We start from the raw sequence: 16995 nt of genomic DNA, 5'->3' as shown, positions 1-16995 counted from the left end.
AGATTTTATTATACTAGTAATCATTAAAGAAGAGGAGATTCTTTTTTATTAATTTGAAGACTAACACTTGAAATGACGAGGGGGATTTACATGTTCTCAAAAGAACAAAACAAAACGAGAATTCTGGTTCTCAATGCACTATTTATTACTTTAACCTTTCTGGCCACAATGTTTATCAACATCAGGCTTCCGCTGATGGGAAACGGGGGCCTAATCCATTTGGGCAACGTGCCGCTTTTGATTGCCGCGTTTGTTTTTGGCAAAAAAACAGGTGCGATAGCAGGCGCCTTCGGAATGGCTCTGTTTGATATTGTTTCGGGATGGACATTATGGGCTCCGTTTACGTTTGTGATCGTTGGTGCAATGGGCTATGTAGCGGGACTTATCGCTGAAAATATGCCCGGAAAAAAGGTATTCGTTTATGTACTGGCAGTTGCTGCTGCCCTGATTATTAAAGTTATCGGCTACTATTTTACAGAAGTTGTCCTTTTTGGAAACTGGATCCAGCCGTTCGGTTCCATCCCAGGTAACATCATGCAGATCGTCATCGCAGGCATCATTGTCGTGCCACTTGCAAATGGGTTTAAGCAAAGGATGGGCAGCACTAATTCAATATAGCCTTGAAGAGGCTGGGACAAAGCCCAACTCTAAGATGAAAAAGCCGTTGTAGAATTATAAGACGAAACGAAAAAAGGTGTAATCTCAAAAGGGATTTCACCTTTTTTTTGGAGTTTGAAAAATTTTCAAAATTATATAAAAATATAATGTATAATAAAATTACTATTCTTACAGAGTCAATCGCAGAGGATGAAAAATGTTGAAAACAAATAAACCTATCTATCATTCATTACTGTTTAAACTCTTTTTAAGTGTGTTTCTAATCATTGGACCTTTAATCATTGTCCATATAGTAAATAATTATTATGCAGTTGAGGTGATCAGAAATCAGGTTGCACAATCCAATAAAAATATGCTTAATGTTTATATGAATCAAATTGACCAAAGTCTAGATGGTGTGGAGAATTACATCTATCAAATTACAAATACCAATACAGATTTATATTATCTGGAATTTAATGAAACGCTTGAGAAAAACGATTATGAATTAGCAAAGTTGAGATTATTTCAATCGATTAACAATCAAGCTTATTTTTACCCATCTATAGATTCGATCTTTATTTATTCATCTGCATATGATGACTTTCTAAATACACAAAAATTTGCAGATAATTACATAGAAAGACTTGCTGCTGCTGAGGAAATTAAGAGACTCCTGAAGGAAAATCCGGAACAGATTTCAGCAGGTCGTTGGAACATCTGGAAAGGTGACAAAGAAAATTATTTACTTAACTTTATAAAAGTCGAAGACGTATACGTTGGTGCTTGGGTAAATATGGACAAGCTCATTTTACCATTTAAATATATTGACTTTGGAGATACGGGGAGAGCGTTGTTGGCCACCTCGGACAATCAGCCGTTAACAAATAAGGAATTTGTTGAGGAGGAGAAAATAGACCTTTCTTTTAAAGGAAATAATTATGCCATTTTAGGTGAAAACGAACGCTTTGTGGTGATGAAGGAAAAGTCGACAAAAGCTGATTTTTATCTCTTAGCTTTAATCCCTGAAAGTGAAATACTGGAGAGACTGCCATTCTTAGAACGTATATCATCCGTTATTACTGTAGTGGCCGTATTATTCTTATTCCTATTCATCTTCATCATGAGAAAAGTTTTTTTACAGCCAATTAATCAAATTGTTGCTGCAATGAAAAAGTTGAGACGAGGGGACTTAGATATTCGACTACCACAGAAACGTAATTCTACAGAGTTTGAGGTGGTAAATGAAACCTTTAACCATATGATTTCAGAAATAAAAGATTTAAAAATAAATGTTTATGAGGAAAAATTAAATCTTCAAAGAGCGGAACTGAAGCATCTTCAGTTACAAATTAACCCACATTTCTTTCTGAATTCGTTAAATATTATTTATAATCTTGCCCAAGTGAGGGAATTTAGCCTTATTCAAGAGATGTCTAAGTGTCTCGCAAATTATTTTCGGTTTATGTTTCGAAGCAACTCGTATTTTGTGAGATTAGAGGAGGAACTCAACCATACTGAAAATTATTTAAGGATTCAAGAATTGAGGTTTCCTGAAACATTCTCTTATCATGTTGACTCACCAGAAGAGTTGCGGGAATGTAAAATACCTCCACTAGTAATTCAAACCATAGCTGAGAACTCGATTAAGCATGCCTTTAACTTAGATGAGCAGTTAGAGATTCATATTTTAGTAAAGCAGGATACAGAAAATCCAGGCTATATCGAAATAACAATTCAGGATACAGGTGAAGGGTTTCCGGAAGATGTTTTATTGAGTCTACAAAAGGAAGTACCTCTTTCTGCACAAGAAGGAGAACGAATTGGGATTTGGAATGTAAAACAAAGATTAGCATTGTTATATCATGAAAAAACGCAGATTCAATTTTTTAATCAACAAGGAAAAGGTGCAACCGTCAAGATTCAACTTCCCATAGATAAAATTTAACCAAAAGGGGTCATGGTTATGAAACAATATCGAGTTTTAATTGTTGATGACGAAGTTCATTCTATTAGGGGAGTTCAAGCTGGAGTCAATTGGGAGAAGCTAAATATCTCAACTGTATATACAGCCCATAATTTAAGAAAAGCACAGGAAGTATTTCAAAGTAACAAGATCGATCTTTTGTTATGTGATATTGAAATGCCCAGAGGGTCGGGTCTTGAACTGTTAAAGTGGGTAAGGGATCATTCCCCATTTACAGAAGCTGTTTTTTTAACTTGTCATTCCGATTTCAAGTTTGCTCAACAAGCATTACAGCTACAAAGCTTTGATTATCTATTAAAACCAGTTGATTACCAAGAATTAGAAGAGGTTATCCAAAAGGCATTAGGGAAAATTCAAAATGATCGAGAATCAAGGTTGGTTGAGGAATCGTATCAACAATTAAAAACCTCTCACCATAATGTCATTAAAGAGAAATTTTGGAGAGATTTGATTCAACAGGTATTTCCTGCAACGAAAGAGAGTATTGAGAAACAAATGAAATATTGTAATATCTCTTATCCAGCGCACACTTCTTTCTTACCCATACTCATTCATGTTCAACATTGGAATGAGGAATTGACAAATGAGGAAGAAAAAATAATGAATTATGCACTTCAAAAAGCAGTGGATGAAGAAATATTAAGTATTGAAAATGAAGGTTATATGCTGTCTCTTGAAACTGGCAGAGTAGTAGTTATTTTGCCTTCGGGAAGTACGATAAACAAAAATGAACAATTGAACATCTGTAATCAGTTCATTTCTCACTTTTCTCACTATTTCCAATGTGAACTTTGCTGTTATATAGGAAATCAAGTGAAAATCTATGAAGTATTAGGTATGGTTAATAAGCTGCAGGAAATGGATAAAAATAATGTGACTATATGTAATCAGACATTACTAGTTAGTAGTGAAAGAAGAGAGGCGCCAAGTATCCCGTCAATTCCTGGTGATGAATGGATGCATTTAATGAAGTGTGGTTCGAAGGATAAACTTTCGACTTCATTAAATGATTATTTTATTAACTGGAAAGAATCAAATAATCATATAACAGCCCAATCGCTTCATCTATTTTATCAAGATTTTCTCCAAGGAATTTTCTATGTTTTACAAGTAAAGGAAATTCAGGCAAATCAAGTATTTTCACAAAACCTGCTAACTGAAAAACCAGAAAATGTTCTAAAATCGCTAAATTCCCTCCATAAATGGGTAATGTATGTAACCGAGATTGCGATGAATCAGCTTCACCCTCAACATGAAAAAGAATCAGTCGTGGAAATAGTGAAGCGGTTTATTAAAGACAATATTGGAGAAATGAGATTGTCAAGAGATGAAATCGCTAACTATGTTTATTTAAATCCAGATTATTTAACTAGAATGTTTAAAAAACAAACAGGATTTTCCATTTCCGATTACTTACAGCAACAACGAATTGAATATGCTAAAAAACTATTAATCGAAACCGATATGCCTGTTAGTGAAATTGCATTGTCAGCGGGATACTCCAATTTTTCCTATTTTTCTACTATTTTCAAAAAAATGACCCAACTAAATCCAATGGAATACCGTAAAACGACACCATTATTAGAAAAGTCGGAATAGTGAAAATGGAAAGTCGTTTTATTGGTAAGTGACTTTTTTGGGAAACCCTTATACTAAAAATAGATACTTGATAACGCTTTCAAATAGTGTTGTAGAGTATGGGACATAAAATAAAAGGGGGAAAGTGCAAAACATGAGAAATGGAAAATTATTTGCTAAATTCTTAATGATCCTCATGGCAGTTGTAGTTGTAATGGCTGGTTGTTCTTCAAAGGAAAGCAGTTCTGAAGAGAAGGGTTCAGAATCAAAAGACGGTTCTTATGAAGTAACAATGGCGTATATGAGTTTTACAAATCTTGACGAACTTCAGTTGGTTCAAGATGAAATAAATAAAATTGCCAAAGAAAAAATCAACGCAACTGTTAAACTTATGCCAATTAGTGCAGGTGCTTGGCAGCAGCAATCACAATTATTGTTAACGGGTAATGAAAAAGTAGATCTCATACTGTCATCATCGTTTTATGGCTATAACACAAATGCCGTGAAAGGCCAATATCTTGCTCTTGATGATTTACTAAAATCAAATGGTAAAGGCATTATAGAAGCAGTGCCAGACTATATCTTGGAAGGAAACAAAGTAGGCGGAAAAATCTACGGTATTCCTAGTATGAGAGACTATGCTTCTTATTATGGGTTTATTATGAGAAAGGATATTGTGGACAAGTATAATATCGATCTTTCTAAAATCAAAACCGTTGCTGACTTAGAAGAAGTATTTAAAATCGTTAAAGAAAATGAACCAACATTAACTCCAATTACGAACACTACTATTGGAATCGTAACTGATTTAGTATGGGGAAAATATGATGTATTAGGTGAAAGTCTTGGCGTTATGAAAATGGATGGCGACAAAGTCATCAATATGTTTGATGATCCAACCTATGTTGAAGCAGCAGAATTAACTAGAAAGTGGTATGAAAATGGTTATATCATAAAAGATTCTGCCACATCTACTGAAGCTTCTGTAAATATTGTTAAGGCTGGTAAGGGATTTGGTTATTTCAACCATATGAAGCCAGGCTATGAAGTGCAAGAATCAGTTATTGCTGGTCATGAAATGGTAGCAGTAAAGTTATCTGATGCATATTCCTATACAGATGCTTCTACTGGATTTAACATGTCCATTTCTAGAAATACACAAAATCCAGAAAAAACAATGGAATTCCTAAATTTACTCTATTCAGATGCAGATGTTATGAATTTACTTGCTAATGGACTTGAAGGGAAGCATTACACACTAAAGGATGGTATTATTTCTACCCCAGAGGGTGTTACAGAATCTAAATACGTGTTCAATCAGTGGATGATTGGAAACAACTTCTTAACATATCCTTGGGAAGGAAACTCTCCGGATTATTGGGATATAATGAAGGAGCATAATGATTCTGCTAAACTTTCACCGGCATTTGGATTTACTTTCAATCCTGATACAGTTAAAACTGAAATTGCGGCAGCTACAAACGTTTTGAATGAGTTCAAAAGAGGTATTGAATCTGGTACGCTTGATCCAGAAAAGAGCCTGCCTAACTTTAATAAGAAATTGAAGGATGCAGGTTTAGACAAAATTATCGCTGAAAAACAAAAGCAATATGATGAGTGGAAGAAAAATAAATAAAAACTAGAAAAAGAGAACTAGCTAATTTATACCTAGTTCTCTTTTTTTATAGCCTAATCACATATGTAAGCTAAAAACGTAACAAAAACAAGTCTGGCAAATTGTCGGAAAAGTCGGATAAACAAAAAAGGAAGTCGTAATTCGACTAGTAGCACCCTATGAACTGGTTTATCATTGGGTTATAACCAATAAAATGTAAGCGAAAACATTTTATTAGAACAGGGGGATGAGTGATGTCACAAGAAGTTACAGTAAAAACATTGGAGACAAAAGTCCAAGTAGTACCAGCGACAAAAGTAAAAAGTAGAATGATTAGATTTAAACGGTATTTACCCCTTTTTATCATGATGGTACCTGGGGTCATTTATCTATTAATCAACAACTATTTACCGATGGCGGGACTTGCCATTGCTTTCAAAGATGTCAACTACGCAGTAGGGATCTTTGCTAGTGAATGGATAGGGTTAAAGAACTTTGAATATTTATTTAGCACCAGGGATGCATATGTTATTACTAGAAATACGATTCTTTATAATGGTGCATTTATTATCATCAATACAATTTTAGCAATCGTAGTAGCGATTATGTTAAATGAAATCAAAAATAAACTAGCCAAAAGTTTTTATCAGAGTGTCATTTTACTTCCGTTCTTAATCTCAATGGTCATTGTAAGTTATTTGGGTTTTGCTTTCCTAAGTGTTGATGTAGGTTTTTTCAACAAGACACTATTACCATTTCTTGGTCTTGATGAAATTTCATGGTATTCCGAATCTAAATATTGGCCATATATCTTAACCTTTATCCATATGTGGAAGGGCGTAGGTTTCCTCTGTGTTATCTACTTAGCAGCTATAATTGGAATTGATCTAGAATACTATGAAGCGGCTACACTAGATGGAGCATCTAAACTTCAACAAATTTGGTACATCACAATCCCATCCATAATGCCGGTAATTGTGATGATGACATTACTAGCAATCGGACGGATCTTCTATTCAGATTTTGGGTTGTTCTTCCAAGTACCAATGAACTCTGGCGCCATTTATGATACAACGAACGTTATTGATACGTACGTTTACCGTGGATTAATCCAACTTGGTGATATTGGAATGTCTGCAGCAGCAGGGTTATATCAATCAATCGTGGGCTTTATTCTTGTCCTATTATCGAATTATCTTGTACGTAGAAAAAATAAAGATAATGCATTATTTTAATGGAGGTGGAATGAGATGTATAAATCTGATCGTATAACACAATATGTTTCACATGTCTTCTTAGCAATACTTGCTGCCGGCTCCATCATTCCGTTCATCATTTTAGTGGCATCTTCACTTTCGGAAGAGGCATCTATATTGAAAGATGGTTATGCTTTTTGGCCAAAGGAATTTAGTTTAGCAGCATACGAGTATTTATTTAATAATTCAGCAAGTATTGTAAGAGCATACGGAATTACCGTATTTGTTACAGTGCTAGGGACCGTTTCAAGTTTAGCAATAACATCTTTGTTAGCCTATGCACTTTCTCGCCGGGATTTACCATACAGAAACGTTTTCGCTTTCTTTGTATTCTTTACACTATTATTCAACGGAGGACTAGTTCCAACTTATCTCGTATATACTCAAATCTTTGATGTGAAAAATACCATTTGGGCATTAATCGTACCTGGGTTATTAATGAATGGATTTAATGTTTTATTAATGCGGACATTTTTTATTACATCCATTCCCGAGCCAGTAATTGAATCGGCCAGGATGGATGGTGCAGGAGAGTTTAGAACATTCTTCTCAATCATTCTGCCACTTTCACTACCAATTTTAGCAACGATTGGACTGCTTCAAACGATTGGTTATTGGAATGATTGGTTTAATGGATTGATCTATATCACCGAACCATCGTTATTCAGTATCCAAAACATGTTAAATCGAATGTTACAAGACATTCAATTCTTAGCAACTAGTAATCTTGGATCAAACACTAGTACAGCAGCTGCACAAATTCCAACGACGGGAGTCCGAATGGCCATTGCAGTAATTGGGGTACTACCAATTTTAATTGCTTACCCATTCTTCCAAAAATACCTAGTAAAAGGAATTGCACTAGGTTCTGTAAAAGGATAATCCTTTCGTAAAAGTCATTTACAAAATAAATAGCCTTAATTTCATTTGAGGCTATTTATTTTTAACAATTGAAAAAAGGAAAGTTAAATTTTTGGCAGGAGGTTATATTTATGGAAGCAATACATTATTTACGCCCATTATTAAGAAGCTTTGTGGAAAAAGGTCCAGCGGGCTGTTCATGTTCTGTTACTCGAAAGGGTGAAACCATTTTTGAAGATTATGTTGGATTTGCAGATTTAGATACAGAAAAAACGATTTCTTCTGATACCATTTTCCGGATATATTCAATGACAAAGGTAGTTACCTGTGTAGCCGCTTTAAAACTTTATGAACGGGGACTCTATTTACTAACCGATCCGTTAGAGGATTATTTGCCTGAATTTAGTAATCCACAAGTACATGTGACAGGTGTAAACGGAGAACTTACCATAACTCCTGCTACAAGATCCATCACGATTAAAGATTTATTCATGATGACGTCTGGTCTAACTTATGGCTGGGGAGAAACTGAAACCGAACGTCAAGTGAAACTAGCAACCGAGTCATTGGCGAGGAGTAAACAACTTGGTGAAAAAACGGATATCCGCTCACTTACTAAAGCACTAGCTGCAATTCCGCTTGCATTCGATCCAGGTACACAATGGCAGTATGGATTAAGTCATGATGTGTTAGGAGCATTAATCGAAGTATTATCTGGAAAGAGCTTAGGGCAATTCTTTAAGGATGAAATTTTTGAACCCCTTGCAATGAATGATACTTTTTTCAACATTCCAGAAGAGAAACAACATCGTCTTGCAAGCCTTTATATACGGGACGAAAACGGAAGTTTAACGAAAAACACTGAGATGGATGAGCATATTTCTACTTATGAAAGCGGTGGTGGTGGGCTGTATTCAACACTAAGTGATTACAGTCGTTTTGCGCACATGTTAGCAAATGGTGGCGAATTAGATGAAGCTCGAATTATTGGCAGAAAGACGATTGAATTGATGGCAACAAATCACCTTCAACCGGAACATTTTCAGAATTATAACTGGCCAAGACTTGCAGGTTATGGCTATGGGTTGGGAGTACAAGTGATGATGGATCGTCCAGCAGGGGGAAGCAACAGTCCCATTGGTGAATTTGGCTGGAATGGGTTAGCCGGGACTTGGGTGACAATTGATACCAAGGAAAAACTATCCGCAGTGTACATGCAGCAAATGCTTCCAAACTTCGAGGAATACCACCAACCACGGTTACGTTCCGTTATCTATGGATCGATTTAAATTGGTTGAGTAGTAACAGGTTTAACAAACAGGAGATTAGTAGTCTAATAGTTCCAGTTCGTGTTCTCTATCGTTAATACCTGAAACTTTTAAATTTTCATACAATTAATAAAGCTATCGTTATATAATTAGTCTATCAGTTGAGAGTGGAACAGAGTATAAAGGGGGCCAAAACTGATGGAAGGTTTTATGAGAGGAATTTATAGTATTTCCGAATGGGTCATGAGACTTATGTATGTTAATATACTTTGGATTTTATTTACTCTCCTTGGATTAATTGTTTTTGGCTTTTTTCCGGCAACAACTGCGATGTTTACTGTTATACGTAAATGGGTAATAAAGCAGCACGAGATTCCTGTATTTAAAACCTTTTGGTTAACCTACAAAAGTGAATTTTTAAAAAGCAATTTATTAGGAATGATTATAGTGTGTATAGGTTTTTTTATGTACTCTAATCTAAAGATTATTGATGCGACAACAGTACCATCCCTAAAATTACTATATATTCCTAACTTAATAGTCATTCTCATATTTCTGCTGACACTTTTATACATTTTTCCAGTTTTTGTTCATTTTGATGTAGGAGTTAAAGGGATCATCAAAAATGCCTTTTTGTTAATGACCCTTAATCCAATCGCAACATTTAGTATGTCTATCTTATCTGGATTTATCTTATTCATTTGCTATCAATTTCCTGGATTAATACCATTCTTTAGCGGCAGTTTAATCGGATTTTTACTAATGTTTATTAGTAATTATGTATTTGTTAAAATGGACAAAAAAGCAAATGGGATAGAGGAAACCAAAGCGTAAAAGGTTTTGACCAAGCTAGGATTTATTTTCTAGCTCTTTTTTTATGGGCATTTTCTGAAAAGTCGGATAAACAAAAGTAGGTAGTCGTATTTCGAATAGTTTCAGAAATGTAATTCGCGTAATATAAAGTTAGGGCTCGCTTGATGATCATATTGGTGCTAAAAAGCTTTTTATGTAAGCGTTATATTTAGGAGGTTTGATATGAGAATTACTAAATTAAGAACAAATCAAATTAAGAATCCTTTGGGTTTTGAGTTCGATCGATTAAGTCTTTCATGGGTAACAGAGTCTGAAAATACTCTGTCTGTTTTTCAAACGGGCGCACAGGTAGAAATTTCCTTAGATGAATATTTTGAACATATTGTTTTTAATAGCGGAAAAACAGAAGATGTTGATAGTTTAGCCTATACACCTGATATTGAATTGAAACCACGATCCAGATATTTTTGGCGTGTAACGGTATGGGGAAATAGTGGAGATCAGGCGACTAGTGAAGTCGCTTGGTTTGAAACTGCAAAAATGGATGAGCCATGGAAAGGCCAATGGATTACAGCTAACTTAGATAAGGAAACCCATCCGTTAATTAGAAAATCTTTCAATTTGCCTACTACTATTGTTTCTGCAAGAGCCTACATAAGCGGAGTGGGATTATATGAACTGGAAATCAATGGAAAAAGAGTGAGTGAAGAATATTTTGCTCCTGGTTATAACGCCTATGACTTCTGGTTACAGTATCAAACCTATGATGTAACTCATTTGTTAACGAGTGGGGAAAATGCTGTTGGAATTATGCTAGGCAATGGATGGTATAAAGGCCGTTTTGGTTTTGATGGCGGGTACCACGAATTGTACGGAAGTGAATTTGCATTTATTGCAGAAATCATTGTCACCTTGGCGGATGGAAGAGAGGTAATCATTGCCTCTGATCAAGAGTGGAAGAGTGCTCCAGCACCAATTACATTTAGCGGTATTTATGATGGCGAGGTTTATGACGCTAATCTAGAGTATAAAAATTGGACATTGGCGGATTTTGATGACAGCAAATGGACAAGTGTAAGTGTCACAAAAGTAAATACAGAACAATTTCAAGCACGGTTTAGTCTTCCAGTTAAAATAATGGAAGAGAGGAAACCCATTGAGATTATTCATACACCAGCCGGTGAAACTGTTTTAGATTTGGGACAGGTAATGACTGGCTGGGTACGGTTCAGAACCATTGCACCAAAAGGAACCAAACATCAGCTTGAGTACGGTGAAATTCTACAGAATGATTGTTTTTATCGAGATAACCTCCGTACAGCAAAGGCAGAATACATATACATTTCAGACGGAAGTGAAAGAGAAGTCCAACCTCACTTTACCTTTTATGGCTTTCGCTATGTAAAACTGACTGGTTTTGAGGGAGAAATTAACATTAACGACTTTACGGGATGTGTTCTATATAGCGAGATTGAAGAAATAGGGAATGTTGAAACTTCAAACCCGTTGGTAAATCAATTATTCCGTAACGCCAAATGGGGGCAAAAAGGGAACTTCTTGGAAGTCCCAACTGATTGCCCGCAGCGTGATGAACGGATGGGATGGACAGGAGATGCTCAGGTATTTGCCCCTACTGCCTGTTTTAATATGTATTCACCAGCTTTTTTTAAAAAGTATATGTTTGATTTACGAGAAGAACAAACGAGATTAGGCGGATCAGTTCCTTTTACTGTACCGGTTGTAAAACCAAAAGATGGTAATCAATTTATTGGTGGGCACGGTTCTGCGGCATGGGGAGATGCTGCTACGGTAATCCCATGGACGTTATATCTGCATTATGGTGACAAAGAATTACTCCGTCAACAGTTCGATACGATGAAGGACTGGGTGGATTACATTAAGAAAATGGATGATGAATCAGGCGGAAAGAGATTGTGGAAAGTAGGTTTCCATTTTGGTGATTGGCTGGCTCAGGATGGGCCAGATCCACAAAGTCCAATGGGTGGAACAGATTCCTATTATATTGCATCTGCTTATTATTGTTATTCTGCACAGCTTGTTGCGAAGGCAGCAGCTGTTCTTGGTGAAGTCCAAACATCTGAAGAATATACCAACCTTGCAAATGAGATTAAAGAAGCCCTGAAGAATGAATACTTCACTCCAAACGGCAGGAGTGCGATTAACACCCAAACCGCGATGATTGTTGCTCTTTATATGAATCTGATCCCGGAAAGTTTCCGACCACGAGTAATTGAAGATTTAAAGAATAAGCTTCGTGAAGATAATATGCATCTGAAAACAGGTTTTGTTGGAACACCATATTTCTGTAGCGTTTTATCAGAGAATGGAGCCAATGATGCAGCCTACACCTTATTGTTGAATGATGACTTCCCAAGTTGGTTATATGCCGTTAAATTGGGTGCAACTACGATATGGGAAAGATGGAATTCTGTTCTTCCGGACGGTAGGATTAGTGGAACAGACATGAATTCGCTTAATCATTATGCGTATGGATCAATTGCAGAATGGATGTATCAGTATATGTGCGGCATTAATCCTGTAGAGGATGGGCCCGGATTTAGAAAAATCAAGTTGAGCCCAAAGCCATACGGAAAGCTGGAGCATGCTAAGGCTTCACTTAACTCCGCCTCCGGATATATTGAAAGTGGCTGGGAGATTAAAGAGGATGGAGCTTTATCATTTAAATTTATTGTTCCGTTTAATACTTCAGCACATGTAATACTACCTGATGCAGCCTATGAAGATATAAAAGTAAATGGTGTAAACCTCATAGACAGCGTGATTGCGGCTCAACAAAATGGAAAGAATGTACATTTTGAACTTGTTGCAGGTAGATACGTGTTCGAATATATGCCGACAAAAAGCTATATCCTGACCTTTAGTACAAAGAATAGTCTTAAAGAGCTTCTGGAAAATGATGTAACGAGGGAGATTTTTGAAGAAGAGCTCCCAGAAATAGCTAGTAATGGTTTGGTAAAGGCAAGGTTTTTAGAGAAATCGCTAAGGGAATTAACTGAAGTACCTTTATTTAAAGCCTTGGCTCCTAATGAAAAATTAGATGAATTAGATGAAAAATTAGTTCTAGTTCGCCAGTAATGTAAACGGAGCGTGCTACTATTTCCCCTGCGGAATAGTAGCACGAAAACTAAAAGCAAAGGGGTTAAGACGATGACGATGAACATTGGATTAAATTTATTCTCAGTTTTCCAGGAATTAAATGAAGACTACTTCGGAACGTTAGAAAAAGTAGCTGAAATGGGCTATAAAAATGTTGAGTTAATCTCCGCCAATTTTTCGACTGGACAACGTTTTACCGATTCTTTTTCTCTACCTGTCATAAAGAAAAAGTTCGATGAGCTAGGATTAAATGCATTTGCGGCACACGAAGGTGTGGCTCCAGGTAAAGCGATAATCGATGGAAACTGGGATAAAATTATTGAAGAAAATGCCGCATTAGGCTGTCAATCGATTGTTTTTCCGATGGCCTTTATCTCTGGATTGGATGATACCTTGCAAACGGCAGAACACCTAAATGTAGTCGGAAAAAAGTGTAAAGAAGCTGGATTAGATTTTTATTATCATAACCATGCACATGAGTTTAAGAGATTAGGAGATTCGACTTTATTCGATCTGTTAGTAGAAAACACAGAACCAGAACTAGTGAAATTTGAGCTCGACCTTGTTTGGGTTATGAGAGGTGGACATGATCCACTTACGGTGCTTGAAAAACTAGGGAATCGCTGTGACATGATACATCAAAAAGATTTAGGTATACATGTTGATCCCGTTAACATATTTGCTGCTTTAAGCGAAGTCGAAAATGAAGATACGATGAAACTGTATAGAGAAATAGTGAAACCCAATGATTTTGTCAACCTAGGTACAGGTATCGTGAATTTTGAAAGCACTTACAAGAAGCTGAATGAACGAGGAATCGTCTCCTATGCAATTGTTGAAAATGAAGGACAGCAAGGAAATAAGTTTACTAGTATTGCCAGTGATTTGATAGTGATGGAGAAATACGTCCAGGGACTAATAAAAAATTAAGGAATAGGGGTGTTTTGAGTGGCAGAAAAGTTAAAAATTGGAATTATAGGTTGTGGAGGTATAGCCAATCAAAAGCATATGCCTTCGCTGACAAAGCTTAGTAATTTTGCAGAAATGACAGCTTTTTGTGATGTAGTGGAAGAACGTGCAGTGAATGCGGCACAACAATTTGGCACTGAAGATGCTAAAGTGTATACCGATTATAAGGAATTATTGCAAGATGAGTCGATTGATTTGGTACATGTTCTAACTCCTAATCTACAACATTCCTTTATTACAGTGGATGCTTTGGAGGCTGGCAAACACGTTATGTGCGAAAAGCCAATGGCAATTAATTCTAAGGAAGCACAAGAGATGATCAATGCCGCCAAACGAACTGGTAAGAAACTTACGATTGGATATCAAAATCGATTCCGTGATGATTCTGAAGTATTGTATAAAGCCTCAAGGGCAGGAGAGTTCGGGGATGTTTATTTTGCCAAAGCCCATGCGGTTAGAAGACGTGCTGTTCCAACATGGGGTGTATTTCTTGATGCAGAACAGCAGGGAGGCGGGCCATTAATTGACATTGGCACACATGCACTTGATCTAACCCTTTGGTGTATGGACAATTACAAACCACAATCTGTAACAGGTTCCGTCTTCTATAAGCTAGCGGATAAACATGAAGGAAACTTGTTCGGTCCATGGGATCCAGAAAAGTATAACGTAGAAGATTCAGCGTTTGGATTTATTAAAATGCAAAATGGAGCTACGATTATCCTTGAATGTTCGTGGGCCTTAAATACCACGGATATCCGAGAAGCGATGACCACCTTGTGCGGTACAGAGGGTGGTGCGGAAATGAAAGCAAACCCTGGTTCGCCTACAAGTGAATTAGTCTTCAACAGTGCGAAATATGGCAAATTAGTTGAAACAAAACCGGCAACCGGTGGAGGAATAGCATATTTTGATGCTGGTGCGGAAGAACCTGAGGTAAAAGAGGCAAGACAGTGGCTGGAATGTATTATCAACGATACAGAACCACTAGTGAAACCAGAGCAAGCCTTAGTCGTGACTCAAATTTTGGAAGCGATTTATGCATCTGCGAAAACAGGAAAAACAATAGAATTTTAATCTAACCAATGACTATAAAAAGGAGAAACTGCGATGTTTTTTACCGAACATACTAAAATTGGCTATATTTTGGCAAGTCCAAAAGGCAGAGAGATTCTATTAAAGCATGCGCCAGAACTACTAGATTCACCTTACATTTTTTTTATAAAGATGAAAGGTTTATCCGATTTTGTTACAGCTAATCAATCCATAAACCGATCAGAGGATTGGTTAAGAACAGTAATGAGTGAACTGTCTGGAGTAGAATATGAAATTGATACCAATACAGAAATACTTCCTCTATCCAACTATGAATCAGATCGTATTCCTGTAGGTTGTGCTGAGATTGTCGCAGCAGAATCCGTTGGCAAATGGGACGTATTTGAAATTGAATTACACGGACCCAGCCATGGGAATCCGTTTGTTGATGTTGCCATCAATTCCCAATTCTCTTGTGATGGATACAGTGTTGACATAAACGGTTTCTATGATGGCAATGGGACCTATAAGATTCGGTTTATGCCTGAAAAGGAAGGGCAATGGTCGTACCGGACAAATAGTAATGCACGATCTTTGGATGGAATCGAAGGTCAGTTTACTTGTGATCCAGCAAATGATACGAATAACGGACCAGTTAGGGTTTCGGATACTTTTCATTTTAGCTATAGCGATGGAACTCGATATATTCCGGTTGGAACAACCTGTTATGCATGGACCCATCAACCGATAGAGCTCGAGGAGCAAACACTAGCTACCCTTTCTAATGGACCTTTTAATAAGCTGCGGATGTGTATTTTTCCAAAGGCTTATTTATATAACGAAAACGAGCCCATACAATATCCCTTTGCAGGTTCATTGGAAGAAGGGTGGGACTATACTAGATTTAACCCAATATTCTTTCAGCATCTTGATCAACGAATTACAGAACTAAAAAAGTTAGGCATAGAAGCTGATTTGATTCTGTTCCATGCATATGATCGTTGGGGCTTTTCAGAAATGGGCAAGTCTGCGGATGATCGCTATTTAAAATACGTAAGTGCTAGGTTATCAGCTTTTTCAAATGTGTGGTGGTCCCTTGCTAACGAATACGACATCATGTGGTCGAAGGAAGAGGAGGATTGGGAGCGTTTTGCGAGTATCGTAACCAATCATGATCCGTATAACCACCTTATCTCGATTCATAACTGCTTTAATTTCTATGATTATACTAAACCTTGGGTTACACATTGCAGTGTCCAAAGGGTTGATGTCTATCGAACATCAGAAAATACGGATGAGTGGCGAAAACAATGGGGTAAGCCAGTTGTGATTGATGAATGTGGTTATGAGGGGAACATCAATATGGGCTGGGGAAACATTCCTGGTGAGGAAATGGTTCGTAGATTTTGGGAAGGTGCGATCCGAGGTGGATACGTTGGCCATGGTGAAACGTATATGCATCCAGAAGATATTCTTTGGTGGTCAAAAGGCGGGGAACTTCACGGTACAAGTCCCTCAAGAATAAGTTTCCTTCGTAACGTTGTTGAACAATCACCAAATGGGATACTAAATCCGATCGTATCAGAATGGGATGCTCCAGCTGCGGGTATTGTTGATAAATTTTACTTATATTATTATGGCTTCAACCAGCCGAGTTATCGTGAATTTACCACGTCACCGGGGATTCAGTATAAAGTTGACGTCATTGACACATGGAATATGACGATTGAGGAGCAGGAAGGAACGTATGAAGGGAACTTCAGAATCGAATTACCCGCCCGCCAATATATGGCCATTCGTTTAAAGGCTGTGGCTTTGAAGGCTTTGTCGTATCAGACTGGGGTGCAGTGAATGAGCGGGGGGACCGCTCGCGGAAAG

At 37.0% G+C, this 16995-nt stretch carries 12 protein-coding genes; all 12 read left to right on the top strand.

All coding sequences use genetic code 11. The annotated features are described in order from the left end of the window. The first annotated feature begins 90 nt into the window (after positions 1 to 90). Positions 91 to 618: an ECF transporter S component gene (locus ABC255_RS21125; protein WP_412998607.1), complete on the top strand. Its 528-nt coding sequence runs from the start codon at positions 91 to 93 to the stop codon at positions 616 to 618. Between the two features lie 199 nt (positions 619 to 817). After that, entirely contained in the window at positions 818 to 2545 is a 1728-nt protein-coding gene (locus ABC255_RS21120; RefSeq protein WP_412996631.1) for a sensor histidine kinase, read from the top strand. A gap of 18 nt (positions 2546 to 2563) precedes the next feature. Beyond that, on the top strand, positions 2564 to 4183 hold the full coding sequence (locus ABC255_RS21115) for a response regulator transcription factor (RefSeq protein ID WP_335534856.1): 1620 nt from the start codon (positions 2564 to 2566) through the stop codon (positions 4181 to 4183). A 133-nt stretch (positions 4184 to 4316) separates the two neighbouring features. Beyond that, positions 4317 to 5798: an ABC transporter substrate-binding protein gene (locus ABC255_RS21110; RefSeq protein WP_412996629.1), complete on the top strand. Its 1482-nt coding sequence runs from the start codon at positions 4317 to 4319 to the stop codon at positions 5796 to 5798. 308 nt (positions 5799 to 6106) lie between these two features. Continuing rightward, positions 6107 to 7012 (top strand): ABC transporter permease, encoded by a 906-nt coding sequence (locus ABC255_RS21105; RefSeq protein ID WP_335534865.1) that lies wholly within the window; start codon positions 6107 to 6109, stop codon positions 7010 to 7012. Positions 7013 to 7027: 15 nt separating this feature from the next. Further along, positions 7028 to 7915, top strand: a complete 888-nt coding sequence (locus ABC255_RS21100) for a carbohydrate ABC transporter permease (protein ID WP_412996627.1) — start codon at positions 7028 to 7030, stop codon at positions 7913 to 7915. A 110-nt stretch (positions 7916 to 8025) separates the two neighbouring features. After that, a complete protein-coding gene (locus ABC255_RS21095) occupies positions 8026 to 9183 on the top strand; it encodes a serine hydrolase domain-containing protein (protein WP_412996625.1) in 1158 nt (385 codons plus the stop codon). Between the two features lie 177 nt (positions 9184 to 9360). Continuing rightward, the gene (locus ABC255_RS21090; protein ID WP_412996624.1) at positions 9361 to 9996 is read left to right on the top strand and encodes a YesL family protein; all 636 of its coding nucleotides are present in this window, start codon (positions 9361 to 9363) and stop codon (positions 9994 to 9996) included. 201 nt (positions 9997 to 10197) lie between these two features. After that, positions 10198 to 13092, top strand: coding sequence for an alpha-L-rhamnosidase (locus ABC255_RS21085; RefSeq protein WP_412996622.1), 2895 nt, complete (start codon positions 10198 to 10200; stop codon positions 13090 to 13092). Positions 13093 to 13164: 72 nt separating this feature from the next. Then, positions 13165 to 14043: a sugar phosphate isomerase/epimerase family protein gene (locus tag ABC255_RS21080; protein WP_412996620.1), complete on the top strand. Its 879-nt coding sequence runs from the start codon at positions 13165 to 13167 to the stop codon at positions 14041 to 14043. A gap of 18 nt (positions 14044 to 14061) precedes the next feature. Then, positions 14062 to 15159 carry a Gfo/Idh/MocA family protein gene (locus tag ABC255_RS21075; protein WP_412996618.1) on the top strand — a complete coding sequence of 366 codons (1098 nt, stop codon included), beginning with the start codon at positions 14062 to 14064 and terminating at the stop codon, positions 15157 to 15159. Positions 15160 to 15192: 33 nt separating this feature from the next. Beyond that, positions 15193 to 16968, top strand: coding sequence for a DUF5605 domain-containing protein (locus ABC255_RS21070; RefSeq protein WP_412996617.1), 1776 nt, complete (start codon positions 15193 to 15195; stop codon positions 16966 to 16968). Positions 16969 to 16995 lie beyond the last annotated feature (27 nt).

It is taken from the genome of Neobacillus canaveralius (assembly GCF_047237705.1).
In the GTDB taxonomy this organism is placed as follows: Bacteria; Bacillota; Bacilli; order Bacillales; family Cytobacillaceae; genus Neobacillus; species Neobacillus niacini_K.
This window is presented reverse-complemented; position numbering and strand designations above follow the sequence as displayed.

Coding starts and splice junctions, on each gene's coding strand:
- ABC255_RS21070 (WP_412996617.1), top strand. CDS start 15,193: ATGTTTTTTACCGAACATACTAAAATTGGCTATATTTTGGCAAGTCCA.
- ABC255_RS21105 (WP_335534865.1), top strand. CDS start 6,107: ATGATTAGATTTAAACGGTATTTACCCCTTTTTATCATGATGGTACCT.
- ABC255_RS21085 (WP_412996622.1), top strand. CDS start 10,198: ATGAGAATTACTAAATTAAGAACAAATCAAATTAAGAATCCTTTGGGT.
- ABC255_RS21110 (WP_412996629.1), top strand. CDS start 4,317: ATGAGAAATGGAAAATTATTTGCTAAATTCTTAATGATCCTCATGGCA.
- ABC255_RS21125 (WP_412998607.1), top strand. CDS start 91: ATGTTCTCAAAAGAACAAAACAAAACGAGAATTCTGGTTCTCAATGCA.
- ABC255_RS21100 (WP_412996627.1), top strand. CDS start 7,028: ATGTATAAATCTGATCGTATAACACAATATGTTTCACATGTCTTCTTA.
- ABC255_RS21115 (WP_335534856.1), top strand. CDS start 2,564: ATGAAACAATATCGAGTTTTAATTGTTGATGACGAAGTTCATTCTATT.
- ABC255_RS21095 (WP_412996625.1), top strand. CDS start 8,026: ATGGAAGCAATACATTATTTACGCCCATTATTAAGAAGCTTTGTGGAA.
- ABC255_RS21090 (WP_412996624.1), top strand. CDS start 9,361: ATGGAAGGTTTTATGAGAGGAATTTATAGTATTTCCGAATGGGTCATG.
- ABC255_RS21080 (WP_412996620.1), top strand. CDS start 13,165: ATGACGATGAACATTGGATTAAATTTATTCTCAGTTTTCCAGGAATTA.